Source organism: Plantibacter sp. PA-3-X8 (genome assembly GCF_003856975.1).
Classification (GTDB): Bacteria; Actinomycetota; Actinomycetes; order Actinomycetales; family Microbacteriaceae; genus Plantibacter; species Plantibacter auratus.
Map to the genome: position 1 here is coordinate 3,623,521 of NZ_CP033107.1, position 17,834 is coordinate 3,641,354.

15 protein-coding genes are annotated in these 17,834 nt (G+C 70.5%); 6 read left to right on the top strand and 9 right to left on the bottom strand.

Annotated elements, in window-relative coordinates:
* Positions 1-686: 686 nt before the first annotated feature.
* Complete coding sequence (locus EAO79_RS16985) at positions 687-1,958, top strand: HNH endonuclease signature motif containing protein (RefSeq protein WP_124769701.1); 1,272 nt, start codon at positions 687-689, stop codon at positions 1,956-1,958.
* A 243-nt stretch (positions 1,959-2,201) separates the two neighbouring features.
* On the opposite strand, the gene EAO79_RS16990 is transcribed toward EAO79_RS16985, so the two are convergent.
* The 4 genes from EAO79_RS16990 to EAO79_RS17005 all read right to left on the bottom strand — a co-directional run bounded on the left by EAO79_RS16990 (position 2,202) and on the right by EAO79_RS17005 (position 6,538).
* Positions 2,202-3,263 carry a hypothetical protein gene (locus tag EAO79_RS16990; RefSeq protein ID WP_124769702.1) on the bottom strand — a complete coding sequence of 354 codons (1,062 nt, stop codon included), beginning with the start codon at positions 3,261-3,263 and terminating at the stop codon, positions 2,202-2,204.
* A complete protein-coding gene (locus EAO79_RS16995) occupies positions 3,260-4,510 on the bottom strand; it encodes a sensor histidine kinase (RefSeq protein ID WP_124769703.1) in 1,251 nt (416 codons plus the stop codon). Before EAO79_RS16995 ends, EAO79_RS16990 begins: the two co-directional genes overlap by 4 nt.
* Positions 4,500-5,156, bottom strand: a complete 657-nt coding sequence (locus tag EAO79_RS17000) for a response regulator transcription factor (RefSeq protein ID WP_124769704.1) — start codon at positions 5,154-5,156, stop codon at positions 4,500-4,502. Before EAO79_RS17000 ends, EAO79_RS16995 begins: the two co-directional genes overlap by 11 nt.
* Before the next feature lie 77 nt (positions 5,157-5,233).
* Positions 5,234-6,538 (bottom strand): class I SAM-dependent RNA methyltransferase, encoded by a 1,305-nt coding sequence (locus tag EAO79_RS17005; RefSeq protein ID WP_124769705.1) that lies wholly within the window; start codon positions 6,536-6,538, stop codon positions 5,234-5,236.
* A gap of 62 nt (positions 6,539-6,600) precedes the next feature.
* Between EAO79_RS17005 and EAO79_RS17010 the strand changes: the two genes are divergently transcribed.
* The 3 genes from EAO79_RS17010 to EAO79_RS17020 all read left to right on the top strand — a co-directional run bounded on the left by EAO79_RS17010 (position 6,601) and on the right by EAO79_RS17020 (position 10,800).
* Complete coding sequence (locus tag EAO79_RS17010; RefSeq protein ID WP_079002868.1) at positions 6,601-7,251, top strand: nucleoside triphosphate pyrophosphatase; 651 nt, start codon at positions 6,601-6,603, stop codon at positions 7,249-7,251.
* A 96-nt stretch (positions 7,252-7,347) separates the two neighbouring features.
* The gene (locus EAO79_RS17015) at positions 7,348-9,108 is read left to right on the top strand and encodes a biotin carboxylase N-terminal domain-containing protein (RefSeq protein WP_079707321.1); all 1,761 of its coding nucleotides are present in this window, start codon (positions 7,348-7,350) and stop codon (positions 9,106-9,108) included.
* Between the two features lie 54 nt (positions 9,109-9,162).
* Positions 9,163-10,800: a LuxR C-terminal-related transcriptional regulator gene (locus EAO79_RS17020; protein ID WP_079707322.1), complete on the top strand. Its 1,638-nt coding sequence runs from the start codon at positions 9,163-9,165 to the stop codon at positions 10,798-10,800.
* A 38-nt stretch (positions 10,801-10,838) separates the two neighbouring features.
* Here EAO79_RS17020 and EAO79_RS17025 read toward each other — a convergent pair whose 3' ends face one another.
* Entirely contained in the window at positions 10,839-12,275 is a 1,437-nt protein-coding gene (locus tag EAO79_RS17025; RefSeq protein WP_079707323.1) for an NAD(P)H-quinone dehydrogenase, read from the bottom strand.
* 128 nt (positions 12,276-12,403) lie between these two features.
* On the opposite strand from EAO79_RS17025, the gene EAO79_RS17030 reads away from it, so the two are divergent.
* Both EAO79_RS17030 and EAO79_RS17035 read left to right on the top strand, forming a co-directional pair.
* On the top strand, positions 12,404-13,237 hold the full coding sequence (locus tag EAO79_RS17030; protein ID WP_079707324.1) for a purine-nucleoside phosphorylase: 834 nt from the start codon (positions 12,404-12,406) through the stop codon (positions 13,235-13,237).
* Entirely contained in the window at positions 13,234-14,937 is a 1,704-nt protein-coding gene (locus EAO79_RS17035; RefSeq protein ID WP_124769706.1) for a phospho-sugar mutase, read from the top strand. The genes EAO79_RS17030 and EAO79_RS17035 overlap by 4 nt, the downstream gene beginning before the upstream one ends.
* 57 nt (positions 14,938-14,994) lie before the next feature.
* Here EAO79_RS17035 and EAO79_RS17040 read toward each other — a convergent pair whose 3' ends face one another.
* The 4 genes from EAO79_RS17040 to EAO79_RS17055 all read right to left on the bottom strand — a co-directional run bounded on the left by EAO79_RS17040 (position 14,995) and on the right by EAO79_RS17055 (position 17,644).
* Entirely contained in the window at positions 14,995-15,267 is a 273-nt protein-coding gene (locus tag EAO79_RS17040; RefSeq protein WP_064294838.1) for a PTS sugar transporter subunit IIB, read from the bottom strand.
* Complete coding sequence (locus tag EAO79_RS17045) at positions 15,264-15,731, bottom strand: PTS sugar transporter subunit IIA (protein WP_124769707.1); 468 nt, start codon at positions 15,729-15,731, stop codon at positions 15,264-15,266. The genes EAO79_RS17040 and EAO79_RS17045 overlap by 4 nt, the downstream gene beginning before the upstream one ends.
* Before the next feature lie 120 nt (positions 15,732-15,851).
* Positions 15,852-17,039: an adenosine deaminase gene (locus EAO79_RS17050; RefSeq protein ID WP_124769708.1), complete on the bottom strand. Its 1,188-nt coding sequence runs from the start codon at positions 17,037-17,039 to the stop codon at positions 15,852-15,854.
* 5 nt (positions 17,040-17,044) lie between these two features.
* Entirely contained in the window at positions 17,045-17,644 is a 600-nt protein-coding gene (locus tag EAO79_RS17055; RefSeq protein ID WP_164486973.1) for a DUF559 domain-containing protein, read from the bottom strand.
* Positions 17,645-17,834 lie beyond the last annotated feature (190 nt).

Here is a 17,834-nt window from a genome sequence, read left to right on the forward strand (position 1 = left end):
GCGGTGCTGTCCCCCATTCGTGTCCTCCATAGTGCCGACTGTCGGGGGTACCCCTGATGGAGGATCATCATTCTCGAAAGTTGCGTCTCATCGAGACCACTTCACCAGCTCCTGCTCCATCTAGGGTAAGCGGGCAGGAGTTCGGGGGCGGGTCAGAGCGGTATTCGGGTTACCGCTCTGACCCACGAACGTCACGGAGGGCCAGCATCGGGTGCTGGCCCTCCTTTCGTTCGTCCAGGACCAGGCACGTCGACGGGCTCAGTGATCGTGCGAGCTGTGCTCGGATGTGTCCGGCTCATGCGCTCGTCGAAGTGCACACGAGGAACCTCCCGCTCCGGTGATCCCCTCCCGGTCCCTGAGCAACCCCCTCTGGTCCCTGAGCAACCCCCTCCGGTCCCTGAGCAACCCCCTCTGGTCCCTGAGCTTGTCGAAGGGCACACGAAGAAGCATCCACAACCGGCGACGCCCCACCGGTCCCTGAGCAACCCCCGCCGGTCCCTGAGCAACCCCCTCCGGTGCCTGAGCCTGTCGAAGGGCACACGAGGAACCTCCCGCTCCGGTGATCCTCTTCCGGTCCCTGAGCAACCTTCTCCGGTCACTGAGCTTGTCGAAGGGCCCACGAGCAACTTCCACAACCAACTCGACTCGGCATCTGGAATGTCAGTGGTTCGTGGTGGACTTGTTCCATGACCGAGACCACCCTCACCGCGATCCGCGCGAGCGACGAGCACGCCGCGCGCCTCGCGGAGTTCTCGGACCACTACGCGGACATCCAGCGGCGGTGTGCTGCTCTGGACGCCGAGGAGGCCCGGCTCCTCGCCCGCTCTGCCGCCTACGCGGACGCCTTCGCAGGCGTCACGGTTCCGGCGATCTTCCCGCCTGCCGGGCGGCAGGCGCTCTCCCGCCGGTCGACCTGCGCAGCCCTCGCGATGGCGACGCGCACGCCCGAGCAGACGGTCCAGCGGGCGACGAACGACGCCGAGCGGGTCGTCAACGACGCACCCGCCGTGCTCGCGTCCTTCGAGGCCGGCCGCATCTCAGCGCGGCACGCGCAGACGATCATCGAACAACTCAGCGACGTGCCGACCGCAGGGCGGGCGGTGTTCCTCGCTGAGGTCCTGGCGGTTGCGGAAGAGTCCACCAACGCGAACCTCCGCAGGCGCGCCCGCGTCCTGCGCGAGCGCCTTCACCCCGAGTCCATTACGGCACGCGCCCGGCGGTCCGAGGCGGACCGCCGGGTGGAGTTCGAGCCGGCAGCGGACGGCATGGCGTGGGTACACCTGTTCACCACCGCGCCCATCGCGCAAGGCCTCGCGGAGCGGGTCGAAGCGGCTGCCGCGGAGTCACGCAAGGCCGGTGACACCCGCACGTGCGCCCAACTGCAGGCCGACGCCCTCGCGGCGCTCGCGCTCAGCGGCGTCACGCCTGACGACGTGACGTTGAGCCCAGTGCTCCCGCACCCCATCGAGGTCCAGGAACACATCAAGCCGACCGTGCAGATCACCGTCCCGGCGCTCAGTATGGCCGGCGTCAGCGACGCACCGGCCATGCTGGACGGGTACGGCCCCATCGACCCGGAGACCGCCGCACGCATCGCGGTGAACGCACCCAGCTTCACCCGGATCCTCGTCCAGCCAGAGACGGGTGCGGTGCTCTCCGTCGGGCGCAGCCAGTACCGGGTCCCGGCCGACCTGCAACGCGCGGTACGCCTCCGGGACGGCACCTGTCGGGCACCGGGCTGCGGGAGACGCGCCAGGGCCTGCGACCTCGACCACTCGGTCGCGTGGGAGGGCGGCGGGGCAACGGATGTCGGCAATCTCGCCTGTCTCTGCCGACATCATCACCGGATGAAGCACCTGCCCGGATGGACCCTCGACCACGGGCCCGGCGGGGCGCTCGAGTGGACTACACCTGACGGGAAGCGCCATCGGACGGAACCGGACCCCGCGCCGTTCTGACCGCTGCCTGTCCCTGAGCTGCGTCGCACTGAGCTTGTCGACGTGTCGAAGGGGTCCTCGTGGGCACTTCGACAGGCTCAGTGACCGAGAGAGGTTCACCGGGAACGATTCGGTCCCTGAGCCTGTCGAAGGGCACTCAGGTCGCGCCGGTTCTGTGGACGGCGGCGGTCCACCCGGAGTAGCTCCGGTCCCTGAGCAATGCCGCACAGGGCCTGTCGAAGGGTGTTGCACCGTCGAAGCGGTTCAGTCCTCGTCGGACACGCCGACCGCGCCCACGCCGGCACGGGAGCCGTCGCGCGGGATCTCGAGCCAGACGTCGAGTTCCTCGTCGTCGTCGTCCGGACCCGCAGCGACGCCCGGATCGCGGTGCACCGCGCGCAGGCCGACCACGGTCACCGCGACGCGCTCGTCGTCCGGGACGCTCCGCACGATGAGGCGGGTGGCGTGCGAGGCGGCGAGCGCTTCGGCGATCTGCTCGTGGATCGCATCGAGGACGCCGGCGTCCAGCTCCTCGAGGCCGCCTTCGTCCAGCATGTTCACGATCGCTCCGCGCCGTCGGGCCGCGAGCACCTCGGACCGGACCGGGTCGCTCAGGAGGTGACGCCCGCGGATCTCGTCGCGGAGACTGGCCTCCAGCGTGCGGCACTCCGTACGATCGGCCACGGAGAGCCTGCCGCCGTTGGCGATGATCGTGCGGAGCATCGGGGTCGCCAGGCGGCCCGTCTGACTGAGGCGTCGCCGCCGCTCGTGCACGTGCGCGTACTGCGCCGCCTGCCAGTCCGAGGTCGCATGCTCCGCCTGCGTGAGGCGCTCGGCGTCGTGCTGCGCCCCGGCGATCGATCGGGTGAGCACACTCGCGAGGACGACCCAGATGAGGCTGCCCGTGACACCCATCCCGAGCGCCAGTCCAGGACCCGCCCAGAGGAGCGACTGGACCGTGAGGAAGACGATCCCGATGTACGCGACCGCCTCCCGCTGCCGGACCACGGTGATCGTCATCAGCGTCCCGATCGACGCGACGTGCCAGGTGGCGTACCCGTTGTTCCGCGTGGGGTCGAGCTGGCTGGTCACCAGTAACGGGACGATGATCGCGGTCGCGAGGTTGATGCTCGCGAGCCACGACGGCATGCGCGTCGTGCCCATCGGCCAGAGACTCAGGACGCTCGCGACGGCGTAGACGAGCATCGCGATGAGGACCGGGACGACGTCGCGGGGTGTCTCGAGCGTCAGCGCCGCACGGAGCAGGTGGTACGCCGAGAACAGGGCGGCGAGGATGACGAGGGCGTACCGCGGTGCCGGGGTCACGAGCCGTGCTCCGGAGACCACTCGATGCGGATGACGGCACCCTCACCCGGACGGGAGATCACCGTCGAGCGGCCGCCGACCGCGGCGACGCGCTCGACGATCGAGACCTTCAGCCCGAGGCGCTCCTCGGCGACCTGCTCGGGGCAGAACCCGACGCCGTCGTCACCGACGATGACGCAGACGCCACCGGAGACCGTGCCCTCGATCGACAGGCTCCGTGCCGCTCCCGAACCCGCGTGCTCGACGCTGTTGACCATCGCCTGCACCGTCGCCCAGTAGACCGCGTTGGCGACCGTGACGGGCAGGACCCGGCCGGAGGCCCCCTCGACCGTGACGGAGAACGGTTCACCGAGCATCGACGCGGCCGCACGCAGCCGTTCGATGAGCTCGGCGAGACCGGTGACCTCGTCCTCGTTCGTCATCGGAGCGCCGACGCCCTCGAGTTGCTCGATCGCGACCCGCGCCATCATGACGGCGAGCGCCTCCGACTTCGGGGTCAGCGCCCGATCCGCGGCGAGCAGGGAGGCGAGGACGCTGTCGTGGACGATCGAGTCGACCTCCACGCGCTCCACCTCCGTGGCGTGCTGCTTGACGGCCGCGTCGTAGGTGGCGAGGGCGGCCGCCCTCGCGGTGTCGACCCGACCGGCCAGCACGCGGAACAGCCCGACGAGCACGACGATGAGCCCACCGATGATCGTCGCGTAGGACGCGTCGAGCGCCCCGATCTCGAAGGACGCGGGCGCGAAGTCCGCGTCGATCACGCGGTTGACCCCGTACATGACCGAGGTCACCACGAGGTACACGATGGCACCCCGCAACTGCAGCGGGATGCAGGCGAACGCGACGGCGATCGTGCAGAGGTACCAGATCCACGGTTCCTGGTTGATGTCGGTCGACGCCTCGGCGTTGACCGCCGGCCAGATGAGCAGCGCCACGAAGAACACGGCGGCGAAGACGCCCGAGGCGATCCGGTGGTGCCACAGGAAGAGGCAGCAGACGATCGCGGCGAACATCGTCCCGAACACGAGCGCGACGTAGACCACACCGAACCAACCCGTGATCTGCACGCCCTGCCCGAGCGTCGTGAACGCCGTCTGCAGACCGAAGACGAGTCCGATGATCGCGACCGATCGGCCGAGGAGGCGTTCGAAGTTCGCGGTGTTCAGCATCCGGCGCTGAGCCTGGGCATCCTTCGGGATCGCGGTGATCGCGGGGTGCCTGGTCGGTGCCCGGAAGCTAGGAGACATCCGTCCCGCCTTGATCGAGGCCGGGGAGGATCCCGTCCTCGACCGCTCGGCGGAGCAGGTCGACCTTCGTCGGTGCCGGGCGACCCACCTCGACGTACTTCACCCGGATGCGGTCGATGTGTTCGCGGGCCGTGGAGTAGGCGATGCCGAGCTGCATGGCGACGGTCTTCAGCGGCAGGCCGGACGCGTAGAGGTGCAGGACGTCGCGCTCACGGCGGCCCAGCTGCGCCCGGGCGAAGTCGCTGTCGGCGTCGATCGCGCTCGCCCACTCGATGTTGTTCAGGGCCTCGCCACGGGCCACCGTGCCGATGGCGGCGATGACCGTGTCCGTCGGTGACGACTTGGGGATGACCCCGGACGCTCCGGCGGCCAGCGCCTCGCGCACCAGTGCGACCCGATCCGCGATGGAGTGGATGAGGACGTGCGCCCCCACGGCCTGCACCGCCTGGATGTTCGAGGTCGGCGTGCTGCCGTCGGAGAGCGAGAGGTCGAGCACGACCACGTCGGGCACCACGCCGTTCAACGCGGCGATGCACTCGACGGCGGTCGAGGCACTCGCCACGACCTGATACCCGGCGTGCGCACACACCGCTTCGATCCCGAGCCTGACGGACTCGTGATCATCAATGATTGCGACGGTCACCACGGCACCATCGTAGCGAGTGACGGACCCGCCGGGCGCGACGGCCGGATCGCGAGTCGCCTCCGTCGGCACGGGCCCGCTCAAGCCGTTCGCGAGAAGCCCGCGACGGCCTCGAGGTGATGCGTGTTGGGGAAGAGGTCGTAGGCCGCGAGGTGGTCGAGCTCGTACCCCTGCTCGGCAAGGAGGGCGACGTCGCGGGACAGCGCGATGGGGTCGCACGCGACGTAGACGATCGACGCGGGCCGCAGCTCGCCGAGCATGGCGACGATCTCCGCGCCGGCACCCGAGCGGGGCGGGTCGAGCACGACGGTCGCGGTGGCGTACCGGGACCGTTCGATCCGGCTGCCCGTCGCGATCTCCGACCGCAGGAAGGCGTCGACCTTCGCGGTGACGGCCTGTGCGCCCACCCACTCGGACAGGTTCTCGCCCGCGTACTCGGTGGCGCGTTCGTCACTCTCCACGGTCGTGATGCGGGTGGTGGAGCCGAAGCGGTCCCCCACGCCCGCGGCCAGGAGGCCGACGCCGCCGTAGAGGTCGAGGTTCGCGGCGCGCGGGTCGAAGCGCGCGTCGTCGATGGCCGCCGACACGGCCTGCTGGAGGGTCGTCGCAGCCTGACGGTGGACCTGCCAGAATCCGTTCGCGTCGACGATGAACTCGCGCTCGCCGACGAGCTCGCGGATCGGGTCTGCCGCGGGACGGACCGGCTTCGGTCCCCCGCGTCGACCGCGCCCGCCACCGCGTCGGCGGTCGCCGCCTCCCGCCTCGTCCGCACGCGTCAGGACGCGGACCGCCCCGGTCGAGGAGGCGACGATGTCGATGGAGGTGGTGCCGTGCGGCAGCTCCTCGAGCTTGGCCGCTTCGGCCACCGCTTCGATCGCGAGCGGCAGGTCGTCGACGGGGACGACGTGGTGGGACCTCGAGGCGTAGGGGCCGATGTTGCCGTGCTGGTCGACGTGCAGGGAGACCCGCGTCCGCCACCGGGTGCCGTCGGCCGTCTCGCCGTCGACCGCGGCGACCGTGAACTCGGGAGCGACGCCGGCGAACCGCTCGAGCCCTTCCGAGAGAACCTGGTGCTTCAACGCGCGCTGGTGGGCGAGCTCGATGTGTCCGAACTCCGCTCCCCCGGCCCGCTCGCTCGGCTCGCGGTCGACGGAGGCCTCGGCCCAGACGTGCGGACGGCGGTGCTCGGACGGCGTGAGGACCTCCAGGGTCTCCCCCCGCCAGAAGCGCTTCTCGTTCTCGTCGACGATGCGCGCCCGCACGCGCTCACCGGGGAGCGTGTCGGGGACGAAGACCACCCGGCCTTCGTGCCGGGCGACGAAGACACCCCCGTGGGCTACGTTGGTGATGTCCAGTTCCACGGTGCGTGCAGTCGTCGTGCTCATGCGTCGAGCATGTCACACGGGCGGCTGCGGGGAGTCCACCGTCCACTGCAGAAGGAACCGTCATGCGCCTCACGCTCGCCTCCACGTCACCGGCCAGACTCGCCCTGCTGCGGTCGAGTGGCATCGAGCCGATCGTCGTCCCGTCGTCCGTCGATGAGGAACAGGCCGTCGACGATGCGACCCGCGCCGCGGGTGCCCCCCTCGCCCCCGACGAGGTCGTGGCCCTCCTCGCCCGCGCGAAGGCGGAGGCCGCTCTGGCCGTCGTGCGCGAACGTGGCGACGCGGCCGACCTCATCCTCGGCGGCGACTCGGTGTTCGTCCTCGACGGCGTCGTCCACGGCAAGCCCCACACCCCCGAGCGCGCCCGCGAACGCTGGCACGCCCAGCGCGGCCGGACGGGGACCCTGTACTCCGGTCACTGGCTCATCGACTGCACCGGCGCCTCGCCGGTCGGGATCGGTGCGGTCGCGAGCGCCGAGGTGTCCTTCGCCGACGACCTCGACGACGCCGAGATCGACGCCTACATTGCATCGGGCGAGCCCCTGGCGGTGGCGGGAGCGTTCACGATCGACAGTCTGGGTGCCGCCTTCATCACCCGCATCGAGGGCGATCCGTCGACCGTCGTCGGCCTCTCGCTCCCGACCCTGCGGCGTCTCGTCCGCACGCTGGGACACGACTGGCACGAGCTCCGCAACCGGCGCGGCGCCCTCTGACACCCCAGCACTTGTAGAGGCGACACGTCGTTCCTGCGGCTTTTTTGTGCGTGTGAGCCAAAGGCTCACCCGGGCCTCCCGGTAGGCTCGTGGACTGTGCCACGTATAACCAAGGTCCTCATCGCCAACCGTGGCGAGATCGCCGTCCGCGTCATCCGAGCCGCGAAGGACAGCGGGATCGCCTCCGTCGCCGTCTACGCCGACCAGGATCGCGACGCCATGCACGCCCGTCTCGCCGACGAGGCCTACGCCCTCGACGGGACGACGAGCGCGGAGACGTACCTCGTCATCGACAAGCTCCTATCCATCGCCCGACGGTCCGGCGCCGACGCCGTCCACCCGGGCTACGGCTTCCTCGCCGAGAACGCTGACTTCGCGCGTGCCGTCATGGCCGCCGGGCTGATCTGGATCGGCCCGTCGCCCGAGGCCATCGAGCGGCTCGGCGACAAGGTCTCGGCCCGCCACGTGGCCGAGAAGGTGGGCGCTCCGCTCGCCCCCGGCACGCTCAACCCCGTCTCGGGTGCCGAGGAGGTGCTCGACTTCGTCGACATCCACGGCCTGCCCGTCGCCATCAAGGCTGCCTTCGGCGGCGGCGGTCGCGGCCTCAAGGTCGCCCGTGAGCGCGAGGAGGTCGCCGAGCTCTTCGAGTCAGCCACCCGCGAGGCCATCGCAGCGTTCGGACGGGGCGAGTGCTTCGTCGAGAAGTACCTCGACCAGCCGCGCCATGTCGAGACGCAGTGCCTCGCCGATGCACACGGCAACGTGGTCGTCGTCTCCACCCGCGACTGCTCGCTGCAGCGTCGCCACCAGAAGCTCGTCGAAGAGGCACCGGCACCCTTCCTCACCGACGACCAGGTGACGGAGCTCTACCGCGCGTCGAAGGCGATCCTCAAGGAGGTCGGCTACCTCGGCGCCGGCACCTGCGAGTTCCTCATCGGCAAGGACGGCACCGTCTCCTTCCTCGAGGTCAACACCCGCCTGCAGGTCGAGCACCCGGTCTCCGAGGAGATCACCGGCATCGACCTCGTCCGCGAGCAGTTCCGCCTCGCCGAGGGCGGCGTCCTCGACTACGACGACCCGCAGCCGAGCGGCCACTCCTTCGAGTTCCGCATCAACGGCGAGGACCCGGGACGCGGCTTCCTCCCGCAGCCGGGCCCGATCCACGTCTTCAAGACCTTCGGGGGCCCCGGTGTCCGCCTCGACTCCGGCGTCACGGCCGGCGACACGATCTCGGGGGCGTTCGACTCGCTCCTCGGCAAGATCATCGTCACGGGACGCACCCGCGAGGAGGCGCTCGAGCGCAGTCGTCGCGCGCTCGACGAGTTCGAGGTCGCCGGCCTCCCCACCGTCATCCCCTTCCACCGCAAGATCGTCCGCGACCCCGCGTTCACCGCGGAGGACGGCACCTTCGGTGTCTACACCCGATGGATCGAGACGGAGTTCGTCAACGACATCGAGCCCTGGGACGGATCCATCGATGCACAGCAGGCACCCGCTGCCCGCTCGACGGTGGTCGTCGAGGTCGGCGGCAAGCGGCTCGAAGTCAGTCTTCCGGGCGGACAGCTGGGGCTGAACGTCGGTGCACCGGTCGCCGCTCCCGCTCCGCACCGCCGCGGTGGTGCAGCGGTGGTCTCGGGTGCGACGGGTGATTCGGTCTCGGCGCCCATGCAGGCGACCATCGTGAAGCTCGCGGTCGCCGAGGGCGATGTCGTCGTGAAGGGCGACCTCGTCGTCGTCCTCGAGGCGATGAAGATGGAACAGCCCATCACGGCGCACAAGGACGGCACGGTCGGCGCGATCGACGCGACGGTCGGTGCCACGGTCTCCTCGGGTCACCAGCTCCTCACCATCAGCTGACCCGACCGGCGCCTTCGGGCGTCGCATCGGACCCGGCGACGATACGCTGAACAGGTGTCAGCAGCCGACCTCCTCGAAGATGCGTTGGATCGTGTGGCGGACTTCGACGCCGCCGGTGCGATCGCGCTGCTCGAGGCAGAGCCGCACGCGGCGTCCGATCCCCGCGTCCTCGCCCTCCTGTCCTACGCCCGGTTCACCACCGCCGACTTCGCGGGTTGTCGCCGGGACGCGGTGGACGCGCTCGCCGCCTCGACGGACTCCGACCGGACGACGCGCCTGCTCGTGCTCGGAGCCGCCGGGCTGGCCCTCGGATCGGACCGCTCGTCCGGCTCGGAACTGGAGGGGTGCTTCGCGGAGGCGGACGCCCTCGTCGACGACGGCGGCGACCTCGAACCGACCCTGGCCTGGCTCGTCGGGTACCTGCTCGTCGAGGGTGCCGTCGTCAACGTCCTGATCCACGCCGCCCGGCGCTTCGCCGACGCGTTCGCCGACGACATCGCCGCCACCCCGGGCCGCTTGTACCGGACACTCGTCGACGGGGTCCTCGCCCGCCTCCTGCTCAACGAGGGGCGCGTCGCCGAGGCCGAGGCCGCCGCGCTCGCGATGTTCGAGCGGGCCGGGAGCGGACCGACCGCGCTGTACGCGGAGGCCGTGCAGTGCCTCGTCGCAGGGAACCGTGCCGAGCAGGGGGCGACCAGGACGCTCGCACGCCGCGTCCGCCAGGCCATCCCCGAGCCCACGGGCGCCTTCCAGACGACGTGCTACCTCCTCGTCGGCTACGGTCTCGCCGCCCTCGCGGACGACCACGGAGCCGCAGCCCTCGCGAGGAGCGCCTCGGGGAACGACTTCAGCGGCCTGTCCGTCCAGGACCGCGCCCTCGCGATCGAGCTGCTCGTCTCGAGCGCCTTCCTCGACCGCGACCTCGTCGAATCGGAACGCCTCATCGGCTTCATCGCCGCCGACGTCGACCGCAGGGTCCCCGGGCCGGCCATCCTCCGGATGCAGTGCAAGCTCGAACTCCTCCGTGGGCGACCCGCCGAGGCGCTGGCGCTCGCGCGCACGGCGACCACCCGCGCGTTGGTCGACGGCCGCATGCTGGAAGCCGGGATCGGCGAGATCCTCGCGACGCGTGCCCTCATCGCCATGTCCGACCGGACGCAGGCCGTCCGTGAGCTGGCCGCGCTCGCCGAGCAGGCGGTCCTCGGCGGGCACACCGCCGCGACCCGCTCCGCCGCCCGGGAGCTGAAGGCGATCGGCCGACGTCTCGCGCCGGTCGCGGGATCGGGTTGGGACGGACTGTCGCCCCGTGAACGCGAGGTCGCCCTGCTCTCCGCGGAGGGCAACTCGACGGCGGAGATCGCGTCCGTCCTCCAGCTCTCCTCGCGCACGGTCGACGCGCACGTCACCCGGGTGCTCGCCGCGTTCGGGATCGTGTCCCGCCGCCAGCTCCCCTCACGGCTCCCGGCCACGCTGCCGTTGACCGCCGTCCCCGTCCCGACCGCGCCGCTGACGCCCCGACAGCGGGACCTCACCGAACTCGTCGCGGACGGCCTGTCGAACGACGAGATCGCGACGGCCCTCGGCATCTCCCGCAAGACCGTGGAGAAGCATCTGAGCGCCGTCTTCCAGGCCTGGGGCGTGCGCTCGCGGGTCGCCGTCGCACGCATCGTGCTCGCGAACCGCGATCGGTGAACTCCGGCGTCTCAGCGGCGGTTCGACGAGGACGACGGCTATTCGACGATGTGCATGGCGCGCGCAGCGTCGGTGATCGACCCGGTGAGTGACGGGTAGACCGTGAAGGCACGTGCCACCTGGTCGACGTTCAGCCGTTGCTCGACCGCGAGGGCGAGCGGGAAGATGAGCTCGCTGGCCTTCGGGGCGACGATGACCCCGCCGATGACCGTCCCGCTGCCGGTCCGCGCGAACAGCTTGACGAAACCGTCCTTGATGCCCATCATCTTGGCGCGCGGGTTCTGGGCGAGGGGCAGCTTGTAGATCTCACCCTGGGCGATGCCGTCCTCGATCTGCTTCTGGGTCCAGCCGACGGTCGCGATCTCGGGCTGCGTGAAGATGTTCGCGGCGACGTTGCGGATCTCGGTCGGGTTCACCGCGTCGCCCATCGCGTGCAGCATCGAGGTGCGACCCTGCATCGACGCGACGGACGCGAGCGGCAGGAAGGTCGTGCAGTCACCGGCGGCGTAGATGTTGGGGACGCTCGTGCGCGCCACCCGGTTCACACGGATGTGCCCGGAATCGGTCAGCTGCACGCCAGCCTCCTCGAGACCGATCCCGGCGGTGTTGGGCACCGAACCGACCGCCATGAGGCAGTGCGAACCCTCGACCGTGCGCCCGTCGGAGAGCGTGGCGACGACGCCGGTCTCGGTCCGTGTGACGGAGTCGGCCCGCGACTTCGACAGGACCGTCATGCCGTTGCGCTTGAAGACGTTCTCGATGACCGCTGCCGCATCGGCGTCCTCACCGGGCAGCACCTGGTCGCGGCTCGAGATGAGCGTGACCTTCGAGCCGAGCGCCGTGTAGGCGGAGGCGAACTCGGCGCCCGTAACGCCCGAGCCGACGACGATGAGGTGCTCGGGGACGGAGGTGAGGTTGTAGAGCTGCGTCCAGGTGAGGATGCGCTCGCCGTCCGGCAGGGCGGAGGGCAACTGGCGCGGGCTCGCGCCGACGGAGACGACGACGGTGTCAGCCTCGATGCGGTCGAAGTCGGTGCCGCCGGACAGGTCGGTCGAGACGATGACCTCGTTCGGTCCGTCGAGCCGCCCCTGACCGTTGACGATGCGGACACCGGCACGGATGAGACTCGCCCGCATGTCCTCGGACTGCTGGCGGGCCAATCCGAGCAGCCGTTTGTTGACGGCGGCGAGGTTCACGGCGACCTCGGGACGGCTGGGCTTCCCGGTGGTCTCCGAGCGGACGAAGAACTGCACACCGAGGTCGGCCGCCTCGCCGATGGCCCCGACCGCGTCGGCCGTGGCGATGAGGCTCTTGGACGGGACGACGTCGGTGATGACCGCCGCGCCGCCGACGCCCGTGCGCTCCACGAGCGTGACGTCGGCCCCGAGCTGTGCCCCGGCGAGGGCAGCCTCGTACCCGCCGGGTCCGCCTCCGATGATCGCCACTCGCTGCTTGCGTTCGAACTCGTAGGCCATGCGTCCATTCTCGCGCGCCACCAGGGGCGGGACCAAACCCGTTCGGGCCTGCGGCGGTGGGCATCGTGCGCGGATGAGCGGGGTCGGCACGGTTGGGCGGCGGCCCCGCCCCTGTCTAGAGTGAGAGGATGTCCGAAACCTCTGCGAACCCACTCGATCTGTCCGATGTCGATCCCTTCGAGATCGCCCGCGAAGCCGCCGGCCAGATCGCTGAGAAGACCGGCGTGGAACGCCACGACATCGCACTCACCCTCGGCAGTGGCTGGGGCAAGGCGGCCGACCTGATCGGCGAGACGACGGCGACGATCCCGGCCTCCGAGATCGTCGGCTTCTCGAAGCCGGCGCTCGAGGGCCACGTGGGCACCCTGCGCTCGGTCCTGCTCCCGAGCGGGAAGCGTGCGCTCGTCATCGGCGCCAGGACGCACTACTACGAGAACCATGGTGTCCGTCGTGTCGTGCACAGCGTGCGGACGGCCGCTGCGGCCGGCGCGGGCATCATGGTGCTGACGAACGGCGCAGGCGGCATCAAGGACCACTGGACGCCCGGCACGCCCGTGCTGATCAGCGACCACATCAACCTCACGGCCGACTCGCCGCTCGAGGGCGCGACGTTCATCGACCTCACCGACCTCTACGCCAAGCGGCTGCGGGACATCGCGCACAGCGTCGCTCCGGAGCTCGACGAAGGCGTCTACACGCAGTTCCGCGGACCGCACTACGAGACCCCGGCCGAGGTCCAGATGGCGAAGGCGATCGGCGGCCACATCGTCGGCATGTCGACCGCGCTCGAGGCGATCGCCGCACGTCAGGCCGGCATGGAGGTCCTCGGGATGTCGCTCATCACCAACCTCGCCGCCGGCATCCAGCAGACGCCGCTCAGCCACGCCGAGGTCATCGAAGCCGGCCAGGCGGCCGAGCCGGTGATCAGCAAGCTCCTCGCGCAGATCGTCGCGGCCCTGTGAGCGAGGCGACGAGCCTGCTCGCGACCGCCGAGGCCTGGCTCGCCCAGGATCCCGACGACGAGACCCGGGCCGAACTGGCAGGCCTCGTCGAGCGCGCCCGGGTGTCCGACGACGTGGCCGTCGCCGAGCTGCACGACCGCTTCGACACCCGACTGCAATTCGGCACTGCCGGGCTCCGCGGTCGCATCGAGGCCGGCTCCAACCGGATGAACCGGGTCCTCGTGTCGCAGGCCGCGGCCGGGCTCGCCGCCTACCTGATCGAGCAGGCGCCGGAAGGGGTGACGCCGAGCGTCGTCATCGGATACGACGGCCGGAAGAACTCCGCCGTGTTCGCCAGCGACACCGCCGAGCTGATGGCCGGTGCCGGTGTCCGCGCAATCCTGCTCCCACGGCTCCTCCCGACGCCCGTCCTCGCGTTCGCCGTGCGGTTCTTCGACGCCTCCGCCGGAGTCATGGTGACCGCGAGTCACAATCCGCCCGCCGACAACGGCTACAAGGTGTACCTGGGCGGTGAGCACGACGGGTCCCAGATCGTCTCCCCCGCCGACGCGGCCATCGCCGCCCACATCGGGCGCATCGCCGAGACGGCGCTCGTCCAGGACCTCCCGCGCAACGACGGGTTCGAGATCGCGGGCGAGGACGTCGTCGACGCCTATGTCGCCGAGACCGCGGCCGTCGCACCCGCCCCGGCGGGCGGCCAGCTGCGCGTGGTCTACACGGCCATGCACGGCGTGGGTTGGGAGACGACCCGACGCGTCCTCGAGACCGCCGGTTACCCGGCACCGGAACTCGTCACCGAGCAGATCGATCCCGATCCCACCTTCCGGACCGTCAGCTTCCCGAACCCGGAGGAGCCGGGCGCACTCGACCTGTCCTTCGCGACGGCGCGAGCAGTCGGCGCCGACCTCATCATCGCCAACGACCCCGATGCCGACCGCCTGGCGATCGCGATCCCCGACGACGCGGCGCCGTCGGGGTTCCGTCGACTCACCGGCAACGAGGTCGGTCTCCTCCTCGGCTGGCGGGCCGCCCAGGCCGCCAGAGCCGCACTCGACGGCGACGCGGCACCCGAGGGCACGCTCGCGTGCTCGATCGTCTCCTCCCCCGCCCTGCGCATCGTCGCCGAGGCGCACGGCCTCGAGTTCCGGGAGACGCTCACCGGGTTCAAGTGGATCTCCCGGACGCCGGGCATGGTCTTCGGCTTCGAGGAGGCCCTCGGCTACCTCGTGAACCCCGGGACCGTGCGCGACAAGGACGGCATCTCGGCCGCCGTGGCGTTCCTCGGTCTCGCGACGGCGTCGGCGCAGGCGGGCGAGAGCGTCGCGGGGCTCCTCGACCGGTTCGCGGACACCTTCGGTTCCTTCGGCAGCGACCAGATCTCCATCCGCTACGCGGAGCTCAGCCGCATCGGCGAGGTCATGTCCGGGCTCCGGGCACTCCCGCCGACGGAGCTCGCGGGAGCCCGGGTGACCCGGATCGACGACCTCGCCGACGGCTTCGAGGCGCTCCCGCCGAGCGACGTCCTGCGCGTCTGGCTCGACGACGGCACCCGGGTCATGATCCGGCCGAGCGGCACGGAACCGAAGCTCAAGGTGTACGTCGACGTCCAGTCCGCCGACGGCGACGCCGCCGAGCGGGCGGCGACGGTCACCGCGCGGCTCGCCGCGCTGCGGACGGATCTCACGGCGCTCGTCTCCTAGCCCCTCGACGGGCTGAGCGGCCTGGCGGTGTGCGGCCCGGAGACCGGGCCGCACCGGTCAGCCGATGGCGCGTTCGAGCTTCTCGGTGAGTTCGGCGAGGTCGAAGTAGTTGTCGATGACGACGATGTCGGCGAAGGTCTTGCCGATGCGCTCGACGAGCTCCGGCGAGGTCAGGATCACCTGGGCGTCGGCCGCGGTCGTGCCGAGGCTCTCGATGTCACCGGCGACGACATCGGCCTCGAGGTCGAGGCGTTCGAGCGCGCGTTCGGCGTTGAGCTTGAGGATCGCGGAGGAGCCGACCCCCGAACCGCAGACGGCGACGATCTTCATGCCTGGTCTCCGATGCTCAGGGGGGACGCACCGAACACGGCGCGCACCTCGTCGAGCGTCGTGGCCGCTGCGAGCCGCGGGATGGCGGTCTCGTCGTTGAAGACATTGGCGATCTCCGCCACCCAGCCCACGTGCGACTCGGCGGTGGTGACGGCGAGGCCGAGGACCACCGAGACGGGGTCGTTGTGGGGGTGTCCGAACCGCACCGGAGCAGCCAGGGTCGCGACGACGAGGGCGTCGTCGTGGACGTCGGCACCCGGTCGGGCGTGCGCGAGCGCCAGGCCCGGCGCGATCACGACGTATGCGCCGAACTCCTCGACGACGTCGATCATCCGCTGGGTGTATGCGGCGTCCGTCGCGTGGGTGTCGGACAGCAGCGCTCCGGCTACGCGGATCGCCTCGCGCCAGTCGTCGGCTTCGACGTGGAGCGCGACGCTGGCTTCGGACAGTTCTGGGAGTGGCATCGCTTCAATCAGAGGATCGGTCGACCCGAATGGATCGGAACCATCGTAACGCTCCGAGGCTGGAAGCCTGCCGCGCAGGTGCCGCCCAGGCGGTCGCCGGAACAGCACCTGCCGGCATCGTCAGTCCTCGTCGTCGTCGAGGAACTCGTCGAACGCCTCGCTGATGCGGTCCGCCAGAGCCTCACGGATCTCCAGCGGCTGGAACGTCGCGGCGGCAGCGTTCAGCTGGAAGGTCTCCAGGTCGGTGAGGTCGTAGTCGAACGCCTCGGAGAGGAGCGCGAGCTCCTTCGTCAGGCTCGTGTCGCTCATCGTGCGGTTGTCGACGTTCACCGTGACGGCGAAGTCGAGCTGGTAGAGGAGGTCGAACGGGTGGTCCTCGAGCTCCTCGCCCCAGGCCGCGATGGCTCCGGTCTGCAGGTTCGACTGCGGGCTGAGCTCCAACGGGATCTTGCGGTCGCGGACCCACTCCGCGACGGGACCGAGCGTGGCGTAGAGGGACTCGGCGTCGTCGCGCTCGATGAAGATGTCCTCGGCGATGCGGACACCGTGGCCGAGTCGCAGCGCACGGCCGTCGAGCATGGCGCTCCGGATCGACTCGATGCCGTCGGCCTCCCCCGCGTGGACGGTGACCGGGAACAGCTCGGCCGCGAGGTAGTCGAACGCCAGCCGGTGCTTGCTGGCGGGGAAGCCCGCCTCGGCGCCGGCGATGTCGAACCCGACCACGCCGCGCTCACGATGGCGCACGGCGAGCTCAGCGATCTCGAGCGCGCGGTCGGCGTGCCGCATGGCCGTGACGAGCTGGCCGATCTGGATGTCGGAGCCGGAGTGGGCCGCGTCCTTGATGCCGAGCTCGATGCCCTCCTGGACGGCCTCGACGACCGCGTCGAGGCTGAGACCCCGGGTGAGGTGCTGTTCGGGAGCCCAGCGCACCTCGCCGTAGATGACGCCGTCCGCAGCGAGGTCCTGGACGAACTCGCGCGCGATGCGGACGAGCCCCTCCTCGGTCTGCATGACCGCGGTGCTGAGGTCGAAGGTCTTCAGGTACTCGACGAGCGAGCCGGCGTTGCACTGCGTGTAGAACCAGTCGGCCAGGCCGTCGGGGTCCGACACGGGGACGTCGACACCGTTCGCTTCGCCCAGCTCGATGATCGTTGCGGGCCGCACACCGCCGTCGAGGTGGTCGTGGAGCGAGATCTTCGGGAGCGCGCGGAGGTCGACGCCGGAGAGGGGGGATTCGTCTGCAGAGGTCACGGGGTTCACTGTACCGCTCAGCCCTCCGTCGAGGTGAGGCACTTCGTCACTCCCCATCGCCCTCAACGACCAACCGCCTCAACTCGGCCGGGGCCGCCGAGGCGCACCCGGATGCGCTCCGCGAGCACCGACGGTCGGCGGAGGTCGTCGGCAGTCAAGCGCATCACCGTCCATCCCTCATGTGCCAAGTCCTCCGTGCGCGCGATGTCCTTCCGCCATTGCGACCGGTCGGTCCGGTGATGGTCTCCCTCGTACTCGAGGACCAGACGCTGGACACGGAACACCACATCGCCCCGGACCACTCGCCCGGAGCCGTGGAGGACGATCTCGGCGTTGTGCTCCGCCTTCGGGAGCGCCGACGCCTCGAGGATCAACCGGAGCTCGGTCTCCTTCGGCGACTGGCAGCGGTCATGCAACCGCGGGATCGCCGACCGAAGGGCGACGACGCCACGACGCGACGGATACTCCTCGACGGCCTGACGAAGCCGATCGAGGGACGTCCGAGGATCCAGGAACCAGAGAAGGGCGTCGCCGGCGGCGATCAATGCCGGGAGCGGTACCACCGTCGCGAGGTCGCACCAGGTCCGCTCGACACTGGTGACCGGGAGTCCGTCGAGATCGACGATGTCCCCCGGGCCGAGGGTGCCGCGATGTCCCACCACGCCGCGCCCCTCTCGCGCCCGGACGCCAGCAGGTGACATGACATGCAGCGGGACGTCCGGACTCGTCGGCCTGGGCGTCGGGATGCCGTGCAGAGCAGCGGCCGTCTGATGGCTGAAGGCTCCCCCGATCGGGAGAGCACTCAGGTAGGCGACCGCTTGGTGGTACAGGTCAGTCGGGTAGCCCGGTGGC